The following is a 14,726-nucleotide window of genomic DNA, read 5'->3' as shown; positions in this document are numbered from 1 at the left end:
CGAGCAAATGAATAGTTTTGCGTCTGAACATGCACCATTAGCGTCTGAAACAGCCCAACGACACAGGACCGAGTACTCCTCGAACACCGGAGCCTGAAGCCTGTCCGCTACGGATTTGGTTGCACAAACGGATGTATCGACCATAAGTCGAATTGCCAGTCGCGTGTTGAAATGAGTTCATAGACCTCATTAGCCCGGCCGGTAGCGTCCGTCGAAGTTGCGAAAAATTGCGAAGATTCGGACATGGCGATACTGACATGGGTACCAGGGGCATCACTGACACGCCCCGGAACGCCTGGCAGCCATGCCGACAATTTGGTGCTGCAGATTTTGGAGACGCGTTAAATGGCGCATAACGAAGCAGTCGACGTAGTACTGGTTGGGGCCGGCATCATGAGTGCCACCCTTGCGGTATTGCTCAAAGAGCTCGACCCCGCGATCAAGCTGGAAGTCGTCGAGCTGATGGATTCCGGTGCCGCAGAGAGTTCCAACCCATGGAACAACGCCGGTACCGGTCACGCCGGGCTGTGTGAGCTCAACTACACGCCGCAGGCTGCCGATGGCACCGTCGACATCAAGAAAGCCGTGCACATCAACACCCAGTTCGAGGTGTCGAAGCAGTTTTGGTCCTACCTGACCAAAAAAGGCACGTTCGGCTCGTGCAAGACGTTCATCAGCCCGGTGCCGCACCTGAGCTTCGTGCAAGGTGAAAGCGGTATTTCCTTCCTCAAGGAACGCTTCAAGGTGCTGAGCAAGCACCACGCCTTCGCGGACATGGAATACACCGAAGACAAAGCCAAAATGGCCGACTGGATGCCGCTGATGATGCCGGGCCGTCCGGCCGACGAAGTTGTCGCCGCCACCCGCGTCTTGAATGGCACCGACGTCAACTTCGGCGCCCTGACCAATCAACTGCTCAAGCACCTGACCAGCGCACCCGATGCACAGGTCAAGTACTGCAAGCGCGTGACTGGCCTCAAGCGTAACAACGGTGGTTGGACCGTCAGCATCAAGGACGTCAACAGCGGCAATACCCGTGACGTCGACGCGAAGTTCGTCTTCCTGGGCGCTGGCGGCGCGGCGTTGCCGCTGTTGCAGGCCTCGGGCATCGAAGAAAGCAAAGGCTTCGGCGGCTTCCCGATCAGTGGCCAGTGGCTGCGTTGCGACAACCCGGAAGTGGTCAAGCACCACCAGGCCAAGGTTTACAGCCAGGCCGCCGTGGGTTCGCCACCAATGTCCGTACCTCACCTGGACACCCGCGTCGTTGACGGCAACAAGTCCCTGTTGTTCGGACCTTACGCCGGTTTCACCACCAAGTTCCTCAAGCACGGTTCCTTCATGGACCTGCCGATGTCGGTACGCGCTGGCAACATCGGCCCGATGCTGGCCGTGGCGAAAAACAACATGGACCTGACCAAGTACCTGGTCAGCGAAGTGATGCAGTCGATGGAGCAGCGCCTGGAATCCCTGCGTCGTTTCTACCCTGAAGCGAAAGCCGAAGACTGGCGCCTGGAAGTGGCCGGCCAACGTGTGCAGATCATCAAGAAAGACCCGAAAAAGGGCGGCGTTCTGCAGTTCGGTACCGAACTGGTCGCGGCCAAGGACGGTTCCCTTGCTGCCCTGCTCGGCGCCTCCCCAGGCGCTTCGGTGACGGTTTCGATCATGCTTGAGCTGATCGAAAAATGCTTCGCGGGCAAGGCCAAGGGCGAATGGGCTGCCAAACTGGCGGAAATCTTCCCGGCTCGTGAAAAGGTCCTGGAAACCGATGCGGCGCTGTATCGCAAGATCAATGCGCACAACAACATCGCGCTGGAGCTGGTTGAAGAAAACAGCGAGACCCCAAGCTTCGCTTGATTGGGCCGCATAAAAAACGCCCCGCTCTCATTGAGAGCGGGGCGTTTTTTTATGGCCGGTAAAACCCGCGCCACACATATCGGTTTGGCTGGGAGATCAGCCGCGAGCCTTTTTGATCAGCTCGATGTAATCCGGGGCGTTACGCTGATCCTGGATCAGGTCAACGAAGGTTTTGCCGTGCTCATCCTGGCCGTCAACGTCGAAGCCGGCTGCAACGAAGAACGTCAGAAAACGCTCGAAGTCATCGATTCGCAGGCCACGGTAGGCCTTGATCAATTTGTGCAGCGACGGCGAAGTGGCGTCGACTGGCTCGAAATCGAGGAACAACTTGATCTGCTCGTCGCCGATCTCGTCACCAATCACTTGCTTCTTATCTTTACGCATTGCCGACTCCAGCTCGCAGACATTTCACGGGGCGGGCAGTTTACCCCTCCCTTGCCGCCGGGCTCAACGCGGACGAGTGGCTGCGGTGTGTAAATCAGCCCAGACATGGCCATTGGCATAGCTCAAGAACTGGCAATACACCGTGTCATTGCGCAACAAGTCGATGACGACCCGGTATTGCGCCAACGGGTAATACAGCGTCAGGGTTTTGCTTTTATCGTCGTAGACCGGCTTTTTCAGGCTTTTGCTTTCGCCATCGAAATTGACCAGGACCTGGCTGATGGTCGCGCCTTTGTTCAGGGATTTACCCTTGAGACGGATCAACAACGGTGACGTGACCGGAATCGGCTGTTGACTGGATTGGCGTTGGCTACCCACGACCACGGAATACTCGGTGACCTGCATGAGCTGTTGCTGCTCGGGCTCCGCGTCGCGCAGGGTCAGGTCATCCGGTGGCAGGTACTGCGCGTGCATCGGCGCAGGTGCGGCGGCCAGGGGCAAACTGAGGGCCAGCAACACTGCGGCGCAACTGCGGATCAATAGACTCATGACGGGCTCCAGGGACGAAGCGCAGCACTGTAGCAGCTGCCGAAGGCTGCTACAGGAAATCGCGGTGGTGTGCCGGACATCAATCGAATTGAGCGCGCATCCACGCCAGATACTCGGCCACACCCGGCTCGCCCTCGCGCGGCGCCCAGTGTGCCAGCTCACCTTCACCCACAGGGCGGTAAGGACCGGCCTTGCACTCGAACATCAAGCTGTCGGCTTCCAGCACCACAATGCTGTGGAACACACCAGCTGGCAGATCCACCCCGACACAATCACCGCCAGCTTGCAGGATCTGCTTTGTCAGCAACGTGCCGGACTCATCGAAAATCAACACCCCAAGCCGCCCTTTGAGCACCAACAAGGTTTCAGCCTTGTTTTCGCCCAAATGCCGGTGCGGCGGGATGTAGGTGTTTGGTTGCAGGCCTACGGCCATCCGATGACAAGCGTCTTCCATCTGATGGAAATTGTGGTGCTGGCGCCCACGCGGATTAGCCGCCGCTTTCCCGGCCAAATCTGTGAACAAGGATTGATCAAGAAAGCGCGGCGTAGTCATCGTTTACATGCCTTTAACAGCGAAGATCCCGTTAGCGTTACGCCAGTAGCCTTTGTAATCCATGCCGTAACCGAAGATGTAGCGGTCGATGCACGGCAGGCCGACGAAATCGGCTTTCAGGTCCGGGCGAGCCTTGCGGTCGTGGTCTTTGTCGATCAACACGGCGGTGTGCACTTTGCGCGCGCCGGCGTGCTTGCAGAAATCGATGATCGCGCCCAGGGTGTGACCTTCGTCGAGGATGTCGTCGATGATCAACACGTCACGGTCGATAAACGACACTTCCGGCTTGGCTTTCCAGAACAGCTCGCCGCCGCTGGTTTCATTGCGATAGCGGGTGGCGTGCAGGTAGGACGCTTCCAGCGGGAACTGCAAATGGGTGAGCAGCTTGCCGGCGAAAATCAGGCCGCCGTTCATCACACAGAACACCACCGGGTTAGTGTCTGCCAGTTGTTCGTTGATGTGTGCACCAACGCGGGCGATAGCCGCCTCGACTTCAGCTTCGGTGTACAGGCAGTCAGCCTCTCGCATGATTTGACGGATATGCTCGAGATCAGCGGACATGGCGCTCTCCAAGGGGTGGCGTATTCAGGAAAAGCGGGCAAAGGTACGCATCCCGCACGATCAGATCAAGCGTTTGTGGACTAACGTTCTGTATGTCTATAGGACAACACCCTCGGATAGATTAATCTAGGCCGGTTTTTTTGCCCGCCGCCGGAGCCTTTCCCATGCCCATCCTCGAGATCCGCCACCCGCTGATCCGTCATAAACTTGGCCTCATGCGCCGTGCAGACATCAGCACCAAGAATTTCCGTGAGCTCGCTCAGGAAGTCGGCGCCCTGCTGACCTATGAAGCCACCAAAGACCTGCCGCTGGAAACCTACGATATCGAAGGCTGGTGCGGCACGGTGTCGGTCGAGAAAATCGCCGGCAAGAAAATTACTGTAGTACCGATTCTGCGCGCCGGTATCGGCATGCTCGAAGGCGTGCTGAGCCTGATCCCGGGCGCCAAAGTCAGCGCCGTGGGCGTGGCCCGTAACGAGAAAACCCTCGAAGCCCACACCTACCTGGAAAAACTGGTCCCGGAAATCGACGAACGCCTGGCTATGATCATCGACCCGATGCTCGCCACCGGCGGCTCGATGGTCGCCACCATTGACCTGCTGAAAAAGGCCGGTTGCAAGGACATCCGCGCCATGGTGCTGGTCGCCGCGCCGGAAGGCATTGCCGCGGTCGAGAAAGCTCACCCGGACGTGATTATCTACACCGCGTCTATTGATCAGAAACTCAACGAGCACGGCTACATCATCCCGGGCCTGGGCGATGCCGGAGACAAGATCTTCGGTACCAAGCAGAAGGACGCTTGAGCATGCAGCAAGAGTTCAACGATCCGCTCTGGCGCACGGTGCTGTCGGGTGCACAGATGCTGTTCGTGGCCTTCGGCGCCCTGGTGTTGATGCCGCTGATTACCGGCCTCGACCCGAACGTGGCGCTGTTCACCGCCGGCCTGGGGACGATTCTGTTCCAGATCGTCACCGGGCGTCAGGTGCCGGTGTTCCTGGCGTCGAGTTTTGCCTTCATCACCCCGATCATCCTCGCCAAGGGCCAGTTCGGCCTCGCGGCGACCATGGGCGGGGTGATGGCGGCGGGTTTCGTCTACACCTTCCTCGGCCTTGCCGTGAAGATCAAAGGCACCGGTTTCATCGACCGCCTGCTGCCACCGGTGGTGATTGGTCCAGTGATCATTTCCATCGGCCTGGCCATGGCGCCGATTGCCGCCAACATGGCGATGGGCAAGGCCGGCGACGGCTCTGAGCTGATTCACTACCAGACGGCGATGCTGATTTCGATGCCGGCGCTGCTGACCACCCTGATCGTCGCGGTGTTTGGTAAAGGTATTTTCCGCCTGGTGCCAATCATCTCCGGTGTACTGGTCGGGTTTGCCATGGCGTTCTATTTCGGCGTGGTGGACACCGCCAAGATTGCCGCCGCACCGTGGTTCGCGATTCCGCACTTCACGGCACCCGAGTTCAACTGGCAGGCGATTCTGTTCATCGTTCCGGTCGCCCTGGCCCCGGCCATCGAGCACATCGGCGGCGTGATTGCCGTGGGTAGCGTCACCGGTCGCGATTATCTGAAGAAGCCTGGCCTGCACCGCACGTTGCTCGGCGATGGCATTGCCACCACCGCAGCGGGCTTGTTTGGCGGCCCACCCAACACCACGTACGCCGAAGTGACGGGCGCGGTGATGCTGACCAAGAACTACAACCCGAAAATCATGACCTGGGCGGCGATCTTTGCCATCAGCCTGGCGTTCATCGGCAAGTTCGGCGCGCTGCTGCAAAGCATTCCGGTGCCCGTCATGGGCGGGATTCTGTGCCTGTTGTTCGGCTCGATTGCGGCCGTGGGCATGAACACGCTGATTCGCCACAAGATCGATCTGGGCGAAGCGCGCAATCTGGTGATTGTGTCGGTGACCCTGGTGTTCGGGATTGGTGGTGTACTGGTCGGCACCGGGACCGGCCCGGACGACTTCGGCCTCAAAGGCATTGCGCTGTGCGCGGTGGTGGCGATTGCGCTGAACCTGATCCTGCCGGGTAATGACAGCTGGAAGCACAAGAAGGCGGATGATCCGCTGTTGTAAGTCGGCCTCAAGATAGCTATCGCGGGCAAGCCTTGCTCCTACAGGTTCTGTGTCGAACACTGTAGGAGCAAGGCTTGCCCGCGATGCTTTTAGAGGGCCAGCGGCGCTCGCTCACACAACGCGCTCAGCGCCCGCGCCCACTGCGGGTCATCATTGAGGCACGGTACCAGCACCAATTCCTCTCCTCCGGCTTCGCGGAACTGCTCCAGCCCGCGATCACCAATTTCTTCCAGCGTCTCGATGCAATCAGCCACGAACGCCGGGCACATCACCAGAATTTTCTTCACGCCGCTTTTGGCCAACTCATCAAGGCGCGCTTCGGTATAGGGCTCGATCCACTTGGCCCGGCCCAGACGCGACTGAAACGACACCGACCATTTGCCGTCCGGCAAGCCCATGCGCTTGGCAAATTCTGCCGCCGTACGCAGGCATTGCCCGCGATAGCAGGTGGCGACCACTTCCGGCGGAGCCCCGGCGCAGCAATCACCACCCCCTTCAAAACTGTGGCCAGGGTTGAGCTTCTTCAAGTGCCGTTCCGGCAACCCGTGAAAGCTCAACAGCAAGTGATCGTAATCCTGCGCCAGATAGGGCTTGGCCGTGGCCACCAGCGCATCGAGGTATTCCGGCTGATCGTAGAACGGCTGGAGAATCGACAACTGCAGGTCGAGCCCTTTCTCGCGCACAACACGCTTGGCCTCTTCGATGACTGTCGTGGTGGTGCTGTCGGCGAACTGTGGATAAAGCGGCGCCAGCGTGATTCGCCTGTGACCGGTCGCTGCCATGCGCACCAGAGTCGACTCGATCGACGGCTCGCCGTAACGCATCGCCAATTCGACCGGACCGTGGGTCCACTGCGATGTCATGGCCTGCTGCAAACGACGGCTGAGCACCACCAGGGGCGAACCCTCTTCCCACCAGATCGACGCGTAGGCGTGGGCTGACTGCTCCGGGCGTTTGATCAAGATCAGCGACACCAGCAAGCGTCGCACTGGCCATGGCAGGTCGATCACATACGGGTCCATCAGAAATTGATTGAGGTAGCTGCGCACATCCGCCACCGAGGTGGAGGCAGGTGAACCCAGGTTAACCAGAAGCAATGCGTGATCGGTCATGCAACGTCCTATTTCAGAGGCGGCTGGACAGATCGTCCAGGGCCGCGCGCAAATCGGTGAACTGGAAAATGAAGCCCGCGTCCAGCACGCGTACCGGGAGCGCCTTCTGGCCACCCAGCAATAACAGCGACAACTCGCCAAGCGTCACTTTCAACGCCAGGGCGGGCATCGGCATGAACGAGGGGCGGCGCAGCACGCTGCCCAGCGTCTTGGCAAACTCGCGATTGCGCACCGGTTTGGGCGCGCACGCATTATAAGGACCGCTGGCGTCTTTCTGATGCAGAAGAAAATCAATCAGGGCGATTTGATCGTTGATATGAATCCACGGCATCCACTGCCGACCATTGCCGATAGGCCCGCCCAGCCCCAGTTTGAACGGCAGCAACAGCCGCGACAAAAAGCCGCCCTCCGCGGACAGCACAAGGCCGGTGCGGATCAGTACCACGCGAAGTCCCAAGGCTTCAGCACGCTGAGCGGTCTCCTCCCAGGCGATGCACAACTGGCTGGCGAAATCATCGATGACGGGGGGCGAGACCTCGGTCAGCTCACGCTCCCCGCCATCGCCATACCAGCCCACCGCCGAACCGGAAATCAACAGCGAGGGTTTTTGCTCGCGTTTTTCGAGCCAGGCCAGCAGCGTTTCCGTCAGGGTGATGCGACTACTCCAGAGCAACGCCTTGCGTTTGTGCGTCCAGGGGCGGTCGGCGATCGGTGCACCTGCCAGGTTGATAATGGCGTCCAGCGGCGCCGGTTCGAGGTCCTCCAGCCGGGCAATACCGCGCACTTGAGCGCCGCATATTTTCGCGACCTTTTCAGGCTTGCGACTCCAGACTGTCAGGCGATGTCCCTGACTCAACCAGTGCCGGCAGAGCTGACGTCCTATCAAACCAGTACCGCCGGTCAGCAATATGTGCATGACTTCTTCCTCGCGTGGCGTTTAACCCTGATCACTAGTCTATTTTTATAAGCAGGGATCTTTGGTATCGGGCAGGTTCTGTGTTTAACAATAGGCCAAGCTGTCAGATCGAGAACGCTAAAAGTTATACCAAAAAACAATATTGTACAGGTTTGAACCACGGCGTAGTCTGTACAGAAAGGTAAACGAGGCCCCTATGACTGTACCCATCGCAATCATCGGCACCGGCATCGCCGGGCTTTCAGCCGCTCAGGCCCTGACCGACGCAGGGCATGTCGTTCAACTTTTCGATAAAAGCCGCGGCAGTGGCGGACGCATGTCGAGCAAGCGCAGCGATGCGGGTGCTCTGGACATGGGCGCGCAATATTTCACTGCCCGCGACCGCCGCTTCGTGACCGAAGTCCAGCGTTGGCAAACCCAGGGCTGGGTCGCCGAATGGACGCCGCAGCTCTACACCTACCAAGGCGGCCAACTCAACCTGTCGCCGGACGAACAGACCCGCTGGGTCGGCACGCCACGCATGAGCGCCATCACCCGAGGCCTGCTCGGCGATCTGGAAGTGCAGTTTGCCTGCCGGATCACCGAGGTCTATCGAGGCGAAGAACACTGGCATTTGCAGGACGCCGAAGGCTTCACTCACGGCCCGTTCAGTCATGTGGTGATCGCCACGCCGGCCCCTCAGGCCACCGCGCTGCTGGCCGCCGCATCGAAGCTCGCCGGGGCCGCCGCCGGGGTAAAAATGGACCCGACCTGGGCCGTCGCCCTGGCCTTCGAAACGCCACTGGATACGCCCATTGAAGGCTGTTTTGTGCAGGACAGCCCACTCGACTGGCTGGCGCGCAACCGCAGTAAACCAGGACGCGACAACACCATGGACACCTGGGTGCTGCACGCAACCAGCGCCTGGAGCCGGCAACATATCGACTTGTCCAAGGAAGCGGTGATCGAGCAACTGCACGGGGCATTCGCCGAGCTGTTGCACGACTCCATGCCCGCCCCGAGCTTCAGCCTCGCCCATCGCTGGCTCTACGCTCGCCCTGCCAACAGCCACGAATGGGGCGTGTTGGCGGATGCCGACCTGGGCCTGTACGTGTGTGGCGACTGGTGCCTGTCCGGTCGTGTCGAAGGTGCCTGGCTCAGCGGCCAGGAAGCGGCTCGCCGCCTGCTGGAACACTTGCAGTGAACCGCATCACCCTGCGTCAATTGCTGCTGTCGACATGGACAGCAGCCCTTCCTCGCTATCACGCTTAAAAACTTATACAGAAAAATTGACTTGTACATCTTTGGATCTATGATGAAGAAATGTTGTACAGAGACGTCCCTCCGTACAGTTTCGGATTCGAGGTGCTTCGATGCACGACCAGCCAGCGACTCGACCGAAAATCGCCATTAGCGCCTGCTTGATGGGGGCCGAGGTTCGCTACAACGGAGGGCACAAGCAATCGAGCTTGTGCAGCCACACCCTCACGGACTATTTCGATTTCATCGCCGTGTGCCCGGAAGTCGCTATCGGCCTGGGGATTCCTCGCGAACCGATCCGCCTGGTGGGTGATCCTGAAGTCCCCCAAGCGGTCGGCAGCGTTAACCCACAACTCAATGTCACCCGGCCACTGATTGAATTCGGTGAGCAAATGGCCGCCGAACTGGACGATATCTGCGGCTACATCTTCATGCACAAATCGCCCTCCTGCGGCCTGGAACGCGTAAAGGTCTATCACGCCAACGGTGCGTCGGTGCAAGGAAGTGGTCGCGGCCTCTATGCCCAGGCTTTCTGTGCACGGCACCCAGACTTGCCGGTAGAGGAAGACGGGCGCCTCAACGACCCGGTATTGCGCGAAAACTTCCTCACCCGCGTGTTTGCCTACAGCAACTGGCAGCAATTGCTGCAAAAAGGCCTGACCCGCCACGGCCTCATCGAATTTCACTCACGCTATAAATACTTGCTGATGGCCCATCACCCGGTGCAATACAAGACCTTGGGCAATTTGCTCGGCAACATGGGCCTGACCAGCGTCGAGGAGCTCGGCCCGCGCTACTTCAGCGAACTGATGGGCGCCTTGAAAAAATGCGCCACACGCCGCACCCACACCAACGTCCTGCAACACATCAGCGGCTACCTCAAGCGAGTCATCAGCCCCGAGGACAAACAGGAAATGCAACAAGTCATCGGCCAATACCGACACGGCATCGTGCCGCTGGTCGTGCCCCTGACCCTGCTCAAGCACCATTTCCGCCAGCATCCGGTCCCCTACATTGCACAGCAGATTTACCTGCAACCGCATCCGGAAAACCTCAGCCTGCGAAACGCAATTTTATGAAAACCCCACTCGACACCAGCGCCAGCGAAGACCTGGGCGATAACTTCAACAAAGCCCTGGACGAAGGCTGGCTGCCGATCCGTGAAGTCGCGCGCCAGACCGGCGTCAACGCCGTGACCCTGCGCGCCTGGGAACGGCGTTATGGCCTGATCGTTCCGCAACGCACACCCAAGGGCCATCGGCTGTTCAGTGCCGAACACGTCCAGCGCATCCTGATGATCCTCACCTGGCTCAACCGTGGCGTGGCTGTCAGCCAGGTCAAGCAACTGCTGGACACGCCGCAAGCGTTTACCGAAACCGTCGAAAATGATTGGCAAGTACTGCGCCGCACACTGCTGCAAGCGGTGTTGCAGTTGAACGAACGCGCCCTCGATGAAACCGTCAATCAAGCCATGGCGCTGTATCCACCGCGAACCTTGTGCGAACACTTGTTGATCCCGTTACTGGCCGAACTGGAACAGCGTTGGCAGGGACAGTTTGGCGCGCAGATGGAGCGGGTGTTTTTTTATTCCTGGTTGCGCAGCAAGTTCGGCGCACGCATCTACCATAACAACCGTCAGTTACGCGCCGCGCCGCTGCTGTTGATCAATCAATCGGATTTGCCACTGGAACCTCACCTATGGCTCACCGCCTGGCTGATCAGCAGCGCCGATTGTCCGGTAGAGGTGTTCGACTGGCCCCTGCCCGCCGGTGAACTCGCGATGGCGGTCGACCACCTGCAAGCCCGCGGCGTACTGCTGTATTCCAGCAAAGCCATAAATCTTTCGCAGCTGCCGAAACTATTGAACGGTATCAGATGCCCAAAAATGATTGTCGGACCTACGGTATGCATTCACCACGCCGAGCTGTCCGCAAGAACCACGGAAATCGCTGATTTGTCCCTCGCTGAAGGCCCGTTATCGGCGCATCAGTACCTGGTTCAGCGTGGACTCCTTTAATGAAGCGTGCGGACACCAACATGCATTTGATCTGGTTGCGCAACGATTTGCGCGTACACGACAACACCGCCCTCTCGGCCGCCGCAGCCAGCGGCCCGACGGTGGCGGTGTATCTGTTGAGCCCGCAGCAGTGGCTGGAACACGACGATGCACCGTGCAAAGTGGATTTCTGGCTGCGCAACCTGGGCGAACTGAGTCGCGCGCTGGGCGAGCTGAACATTCCCTTGCTGATCCGCCAGGCATCGCACTGGGATGACGCACCAACGGTGCTGCTCGACCTGTGCCAGCAGTTGAAGGTCGACGCCCTGCACGTCAACGAGGACTACGGCGTCAATGAAAGCCGTCGTGATACAGCGGTGGCCGAAACGCTGAACGCCAAGGGCATTCAGTTCCACCGTTACCTCGATCAACTGCTATTCAAGCCAGGCTCCGTGTTGACCAAGAACGGCACCTACTTCCAGGTCTTCAGCCAGTTCCGCAAGGTGTGCTACGACCGGCTGCGGGTTTCATTACCGGGGCTGGTCGCAACACCCGCCCCCCAGTTGCCGCTGACGATAAGCAGCGATTTGATCCCCGCTACCATCGAGGGGTTCGAAACGCCAAGCGACGGCCTGCGCCAATACTGGCCCGCCGGTGAAGCCCAAGCCCGGCGTCGACTCGATGCCTTCGCCGACGCCCGGATCGACGACTACAAAAACGAGCGGGATTTCCCGGCCAAACCCGGAACCAGCCAGCTCTCGGCCTATCTCGCCGCCGGGATTATTTCCCCCCGCCAATGCCTGCACGCCGCCCTGCAAGCCAATCAAGGCGAATTCGAAAGCGGCAAGATCGGTGCCGTCACCTGGATCAACGAGCTGCTATGGCGCGAGTTCTACAAACATGTTTTGGTGGGTTACCCACGGGTCTCGCGCCATCGCGCCTTTCGACCGGAAACCGAAGCCCTCGCCTGGCGCAACGCCCCACAAGAACTGCTGGCCTGGCAAGAAGCCCGCACCGGTGTGCCGATCATCGATGCGGCCATGCGCCAATTGCTGGAGACCGGCTGGATGCACAACCGGCTGCGCATGGTCGTGGCGATGTTCCTGACCAAGAATTTGCTGATCGACTGGCGTGAAGGCGAGCGCTTTTTCATGCGGCATTTGATCGACGGTGATCTGGCGGCAAACAACGGTGGCTGGCAGTGGAGCTCGTCCACCGGCACAGATTCGGCGCCCTACTTCCGGATTTTCAATCCATTGAGCCAGTCACAGAAATTCGACGCTGACGGTGCGTTCATCAAGCACTGGCTGCCAGAACTGGCCGGACTCAACCAAAAAGATGTGCATAACCCGGCCAACCTGGGTGGCCTGTTCGGTGTGGCGGATTATCCGTCGCCCATCGTCAACCTGAGTACCTCCCGACAACGAGCGCTGGCCGCGTTCAAGAACCTGCCCGCGCGACTCGATGCCGGAGGTTGCCATGAGTGATGGACTGAGGCGTTTTGCCGCACCGTTTGCCAAGGCGAACAAAGATAGTCTGCTGCACTTACCCGTATTGGGACCGGCGATTGCCTGGCCGAAAAGGAAAATGGGATGAGTTTTACACCTCCACGGCGATACTGGTTAACCGGCGCCAGCAGCGGTCTTGGCGCCTCGCTGGCCGAACAAATACTGAAAACCGGCGCTCATCTGGCCGTCAGTTCACGCTCGGTGCCAGCACTGAAAGTCTTGTCCCTGCGCTATCCCGGACAGGTGATGGTGGTGCCCGGTGACCTGACCAACAGTCAGCGGGTGCGCGAAATCGGCGAGCAAATCGTCCAGGACTGGGGTTCGCTGGACACCGTGATTCTCAACGCAGGCACCTGCGAGTACGTCGACATTCAGCAATTCGACTCTTCGATTGTCGAACACGTGGTGCGCACCAATTTGCTCGCCTGTGCCTATTGCATCCAGGTCGCGATACCTCTGTTGCGCAAAGGCACCGCGCCGCACCTGGTGGGCATCGCGAGCCCGGCGACGTACTTGCCGCTGCCACGTGCCGAGGCCTATGGTGCATCAAAAGCCGGACTGCGTTACCAGTTCGAATCGCTGCGCATGGACCTGGCGCCGGATGGTATCGAAGTCACGGTGGTCAGCCCCGGGTTTGTCGCCCCCCCGCAGGCCGCAAATAATGACGCCCCGAAATCGTTCAGTTGGCCGGTAAGTAAAGCCGCCCGGCACATCTTCGCCAAACTCAAGAACCGGCCAGTGGAGATCGTTTTTCCGGGTCTGTTCATGGCGGCGCTTTGGCCCCTGTCGACATCGCCGAGCGAGGTGAAACTGGCCATCGGCAAACGCATGGTGCGCAGCCCTGCGCCGATCCAGGATCGACCATGAACATCGCCGTCATCGACGACGGCTTCCCCACTTCATAGCCCGAGGATGGGTAGGCACACAACCAAGCGTCCGTCAGGGCTTTCACACAGCAGCGCCCCACTGCCTTACACTGCGAGCCATGAAAACCATTCCCCATACGCAAATCGCCGAGCCGACCGTTACGTGCTCGACCTGTGCGGCTTGCTGCTGTCAGCTCGAAGTGATGTTGATCACCGACACGGGCGTACCCGAACGCTTTATCGATACCGATGATTGGGGTGGGGAAGTCATGCTGCGCCTGGACGACGGCTGGTGCGCCGCGCTGGATCGCAACAGCATGATGTGCACCATCTACGAAAAGCGCCCGCTGATCTGCCGGGAATTCGAGATGGGCGCACCGGAGTGCATCGACGAACGCCAAGGGATTACTACGGCGTATCGCTAGATCTGACGCCATCGCGGGCAAGCCACGTCCCCACATTTTTGGGAGCATGGCTTGCCCGCGATGCTATTGACGTTACAACGGCAAGGTGTAGTGCAGCGAGTAGCTTTCTACGCCATCGTTATGATTGCTCAAACCGGCATTGGAATAGTGCGTCGCACGAACCCCGACTTCATGTCCGCCGGTAAAGCGCAGGCCAAATCCGAGACGGTCTTCAAACTGGAAGGCCGAGCCGAGATTGTTGTCTTCAACTCTAATATGAGAGAACACCGCTACACCGATCCCCGCCTCGACGTAGGGTTTAACGGACTGACCGGCAAACTCGTAAACAAACACGGGCGAGAACGACAGGCTGTTGTTACTGGAGAGCTTGTCACCTTCCCAATAGGTATAGGCACCACTCCAGTAACCGGTCACACGACCGACGTCACTTTGTAACCAGCTCTGATCCCAATCGAATTGCATGCCCAATCGATAAGTCATAGTTGAATCGCTGGTCTGACCGACCCCGAACTCCACGCCTGCCGCCTGTGCGGTAAAACTTTGCCCCATTAAAGCGGCCGCAATCGCGGCCAAACAGAATAGTCGCTTCACTAGAAACATCCTTTTCCGAACAATTTCGTATGGTTTTTTTGTTGCTCAACGCTATAGAAGTCGACGTTTGATTAGAAGTTCATCCCAATGGC

General features: G+C 59.1%; 16 protein-coding genes. 9 read left to right on the top strand and 7 right to left on the bottom strand.

Features of this window, described 5'->3' with window-relative positions:
• The first annotated feature begins 345 nt into the window (after nt 1-345).
• Nucleotides 346-1,854 carry a malate dehydrogenase (quinone) gene (mqo, locus tag C7534_RS28580; protein ID WP_109787832.1) on the top strand — a complete coding sequence of 503 codons (1,509 nt, stop codon included), beginning with the start codon at nt 346-348 and terminating at the stop codon, nt 1,852-1,854.
• Nucleotides 1,855-1,950: 96 nt separating this feature from the next.
• Here the strand turns inward: mqo and C7534_RS28575 are convergent, their stop codons facing one another.
• From C7534_RS28575 to C7534_RS28560, 4 genes are all read right to left on the bottom strand, one after another.
• The gene (locus C7534_RS28575) at nt 1,951-2,238 is read right to left on the bottom strand and encodes a PA4642 family protein (protein WP_046030198.1); all 288 of its coding nucleotides are present in this window, start codon (nt 2,236-2,238) and stop codon (nt 1,951-1,953) included.
• 63 nt (nt 2,239-2,301) lie between these two features.
• Entirely contained in the window at nt 2,302-2,787 is a 486-nt protein-coding gene (locus C7534_RS28570) for a hypothetical protein (RefSeq protein WP_109787831.1), read from the bottom strand.
• Nucleotides 2,788-2,866: 79 nt separating this feature from the next.
• Nucleotides 2,867-3,340, bottom strand: coding sequence for a WbuC family cupin fold metalloprotein (locus C7534_RS28565; RefSeq protein ID WP_109787830.1), 474 nt, complete (start codon nt 3,338-3,340; stop codon nt 2,867-2,869).
• Between the two features lie 3 nt (nt 3,341-3,343).
• Nucleotides 3,344-3,901 (bottom strand): hypoxanthine-guanine phosphoribosyltransferase, encoded by a 558-nt coding sequence (locus tag C7534_RS28560; RefSeq protein WP_046030190.1) that lies wholly within the window; start codon nt 3,899-3,901, stop codon nt 3,344-3,346.
• A gap of 164 nt (nt 3,902-4,065) precedes the next feature.
• Here C7534_RS28560 and upp point away from each other — a divergent pair, with 164 nt between their 5' ends.
• Together upp and C7534_RS28550 are read left to right on the top strand one after the other, a co-directional pair.
• On the top strand, nt 4,066-4,704 hold the full coding sequence (gene upp, locus C7534_RS28555; protein WP_077431271.1) for a uracil phosphoribosyltransferase: 639 nt from the start codon (nt 4,066-4,068) through the stop codon (nt 4,702-4,704).
• A gap of 2 nt (nt 4,705-4,706) precedes the next feature.
• Entirely contained in the window at nt 4,707-5,981 is a 1,275-nt protein-coding gene (locus tag C7534_RS28550) for a uracil-xanthine permease family protein (RefSeq protein ID WP_109787829.1), read from the top strand.
• 89 nt (nt 5,982-6,070) lie between these two features.
• Here the strand turns inward: C7534_RS28550 and hemH are convergent, their stop codons facing one another.
• Together hemH and C7534_RS28540 are read right to left on the bottom strand one after the other, a co-directional pair.
• A complete protein-coding gene (gene hemH / locus C7534_RS28545) occupies nt 6,071-7,093 on the bottom strand; it encodes a ferrochelatase (RefSeq protein ID WP_109787828.1) in 1,023 nt (340 codons plus the stop codon).
• A gap of 13 nt (nt 7,094-7,106) precedes the next feature.
• Complete coding sequence (locus C7534_RS28540) at nt 7,107-8,009, bottom strand: TIGR01777 family oxidoreductase (protein ID WP_109787827.1); 903 nt, start codon at nt 8,007-8,009, stop codon at nt 7,107-7,109.
• A gap of 196 nt (nt 8,010-8,205) precedes the next feature.
• Between C7534_RS28540 and C7534_RS28535 the strand changes: the two genes are divergently transcribed.
• The 6 genes from C7534_RS28535 (at nt 8,206) to C7534_RS28510 (ending at nt 14,043) form a co-directional block, all read left to right on the top strand.
• Nucleotides 8,206-9,192 carry an NAD(P)/FAD-dependent oxidoreductase gene (locus C7534_RS28535; protein WP_046030179.1) on the top strand — a complete coding sequence of 329 codons (987 nt, stop codon included), beginning with the start codon at nt 8,206-8,208 and terminating at the stop codon, nt 9,190-9,192.
• A 169-nt stretch (nt 9,193-9,361) separates the two neighbouring features.
• Nucleotides 9,362-10,327: a YbgA family protein gene (locus C7534_RS28530; RefSeq protein WP_109787826.1), complete on the top strand. Its 966-nt coding sequence runs from the start codon at nt 9,362-9,364 to the stop codon at nt 10,325-10,327.
• Entirely contained in the window at nt 10,324-11,265 is a 942-nt protein-coding gene (locus C7534_RS28525) for a MerR family transcriptional regulator (RefSeq protein WP_077431268.1), read from the top strand. Before C7534_RS28530 ends, C7534_RS28525 begins: the two co-directional genes overlap by 4 nt.
• Nucleotides 11,266-11,285: 20 nt before the next feature.
• Nucleotides 11,286-12,731: a deoxyribodipyrimidine photo-lyase gene (gene phrB, locus C7534_RS28520; RefSeq protein ID WP_109787846.1), complete on the top strand. Its 1,446-nt coding sequence runs from the start codon at nt 11,286-11,288 to the stop codon at nt 12,729-12,731.
• Between the two features lie 105 nt (nt 12,732-12,836).
• Entirely contained in the window at nt 12,837-13,619 is a 783-nt protein-coding gene (locus tag C7534_RS28515; protein WP_109787825.1) for an SDR family NAD(P)-dependent oxidoreductase, read from the top strand.
• Between the two features lie 118 nt (nt 13,620-13,737).
• On the top strand, nt 13,738-14,043 hold the full coding sequence (locus C7534_RS28510; RefSeq protein ID WP_109787824.1) for a YkgJ family cysteine cluster protein: 306 nt from the start codon (nt 13,738-13,740) through the stop codon (nt 14,041-14,043).
• Between the two features lie 72 nt (nt 14,044-14,115).
• On the opposite strand, the gene C7534_RS28505 is transcribed toward C7534_RS28510, so the two are convergent.
• Nucleotides 14,116-14,634: an acyloxyacyl hydrolase gene (locus tag C7534_RS28505; protein WP_109787823.1), complete on the bottom strand. Its 519-nt coding sequence runs from the start codon at nt 14,632-14,634 to the stop codon at nt 14,116-14,118.
• Nucleotides 14,635-14,726: the final 92 nt, after the last annotated feature.

Origin of the sequence: Pseudomonas sp. OV226 (assembly GCF_003148705.1) — a bacterium.
Lineage (GTDB): Bacteria > Pseudomonadota > Gammaproteobacteria > Pseudomonadales > Pseudomonadaceae > Aquipseudomonas.
Note: the sequence above shows the minus strand (reverse complement) of the source record. Positions and strands in the feature narration are given on the sequence as shown.

Bases quoted from the DNA above. Each gene is read 5' to 3' on its own strand.
- mqo (WP_109787832.1), top strand. From the start codon at position 346: ATGGCGCATAACGAAGCAGTCGACGTAGTACTGGTTGGGGCCGGCATC.
- C7534_RS28575 (WP_046030198.1), bottom strand. From the start codon at position 2,238: ATGCGTAAAGATAAGAAGCAAGTGATTGGTGACGAGATCGGCGACGAG.
- C7534_RS28570 (WP_109787831.1), bottom strand. From the start codon at position 2,787: ATGAGTCTATTGATCCGCAGTTGCGCCGCAGTGTTGCTGGCCCTCAGT.
- C7534_RS28565 (WP_109787830.1), bottom strand. From the start codon at position 3,340: ATGACTACGCCGCGCTTTCTTGATCAATCCTTGTTCACAGATTTGGCC.
- C7534_RS28560 (WP_046030190.1), bottom strand. From the start codon at position 3,901: ATGTCCGCTGATCTCGAGCATATCCGTCAAATCATGCGAGAGGCTGAC.
- upp (WP_077431271.1), top strand. From the start codon at position 4,066: ATGCCCATCCTCGAGATCCGCCACCCGCTGATCCGTCATAAACTTGGC.
- C7534_RS28550 (WP_109787829.1), top strand. From the start codon at position 4,707: ATGCAGCAAGAGTTCAACGATCCGCTCTGGCGCACGGTGCTGTCGGGT.
- hemH (WP_109787828.1), bottom strand. From the start codon at position 7,093: ATGACCGATCACGCATTGCTTCTGGTTAACCTGGGTTCACCTGCCTCC.
- C7534_RS28540 (WP_109787827.1), bottom strand. From the start codon at position 8,009: ATGCACATATTGCTGACCGGCGGTACTGGTTTGATAGGACGTCAGCTC.
- C7534_RS28535 (WP_046030179.1), top strand. From the start codon at position 8,206: ATGACTGTACCCATCGCAATCATCGGCACCGGCATCGCCGGGCTTTCA.
- C7534_RS28530 (WP_109787826.1), top strand. From the start codon at position 9,362: ATGCACGACCAGCCAGCGACTCGACCGAAAATCGCCATTAGCGCCTGC.
- C7534_RS28525 (WP_077431268.1), top strand. From the start codon at position 10,324: ATGAAAACCCCACTCGACACCAGCGCCAGCGAAGACCTGGGCGATAAC.
- phrB (WP_109787846.1), top strand. From the start codon at position 11,286: ATGCATTTGATCTGGTTGCGCAACGATTTGCGCGTACACGACAACACC.
- C7534_RS28515 (WP_109787825.1), top strand. From the start codon at position 12,837: ATGAGTTTTACACCTCCACGGCGATACTGGTTAACCGGCGCCAGCAGC.
- C7534_RS28510 (WP_109787824.1), top strand. From the start codon at position 13,738: ATGAAAACCATTCCCCATACGCAAATCGCCGAGCCGACCGTTACGTGC.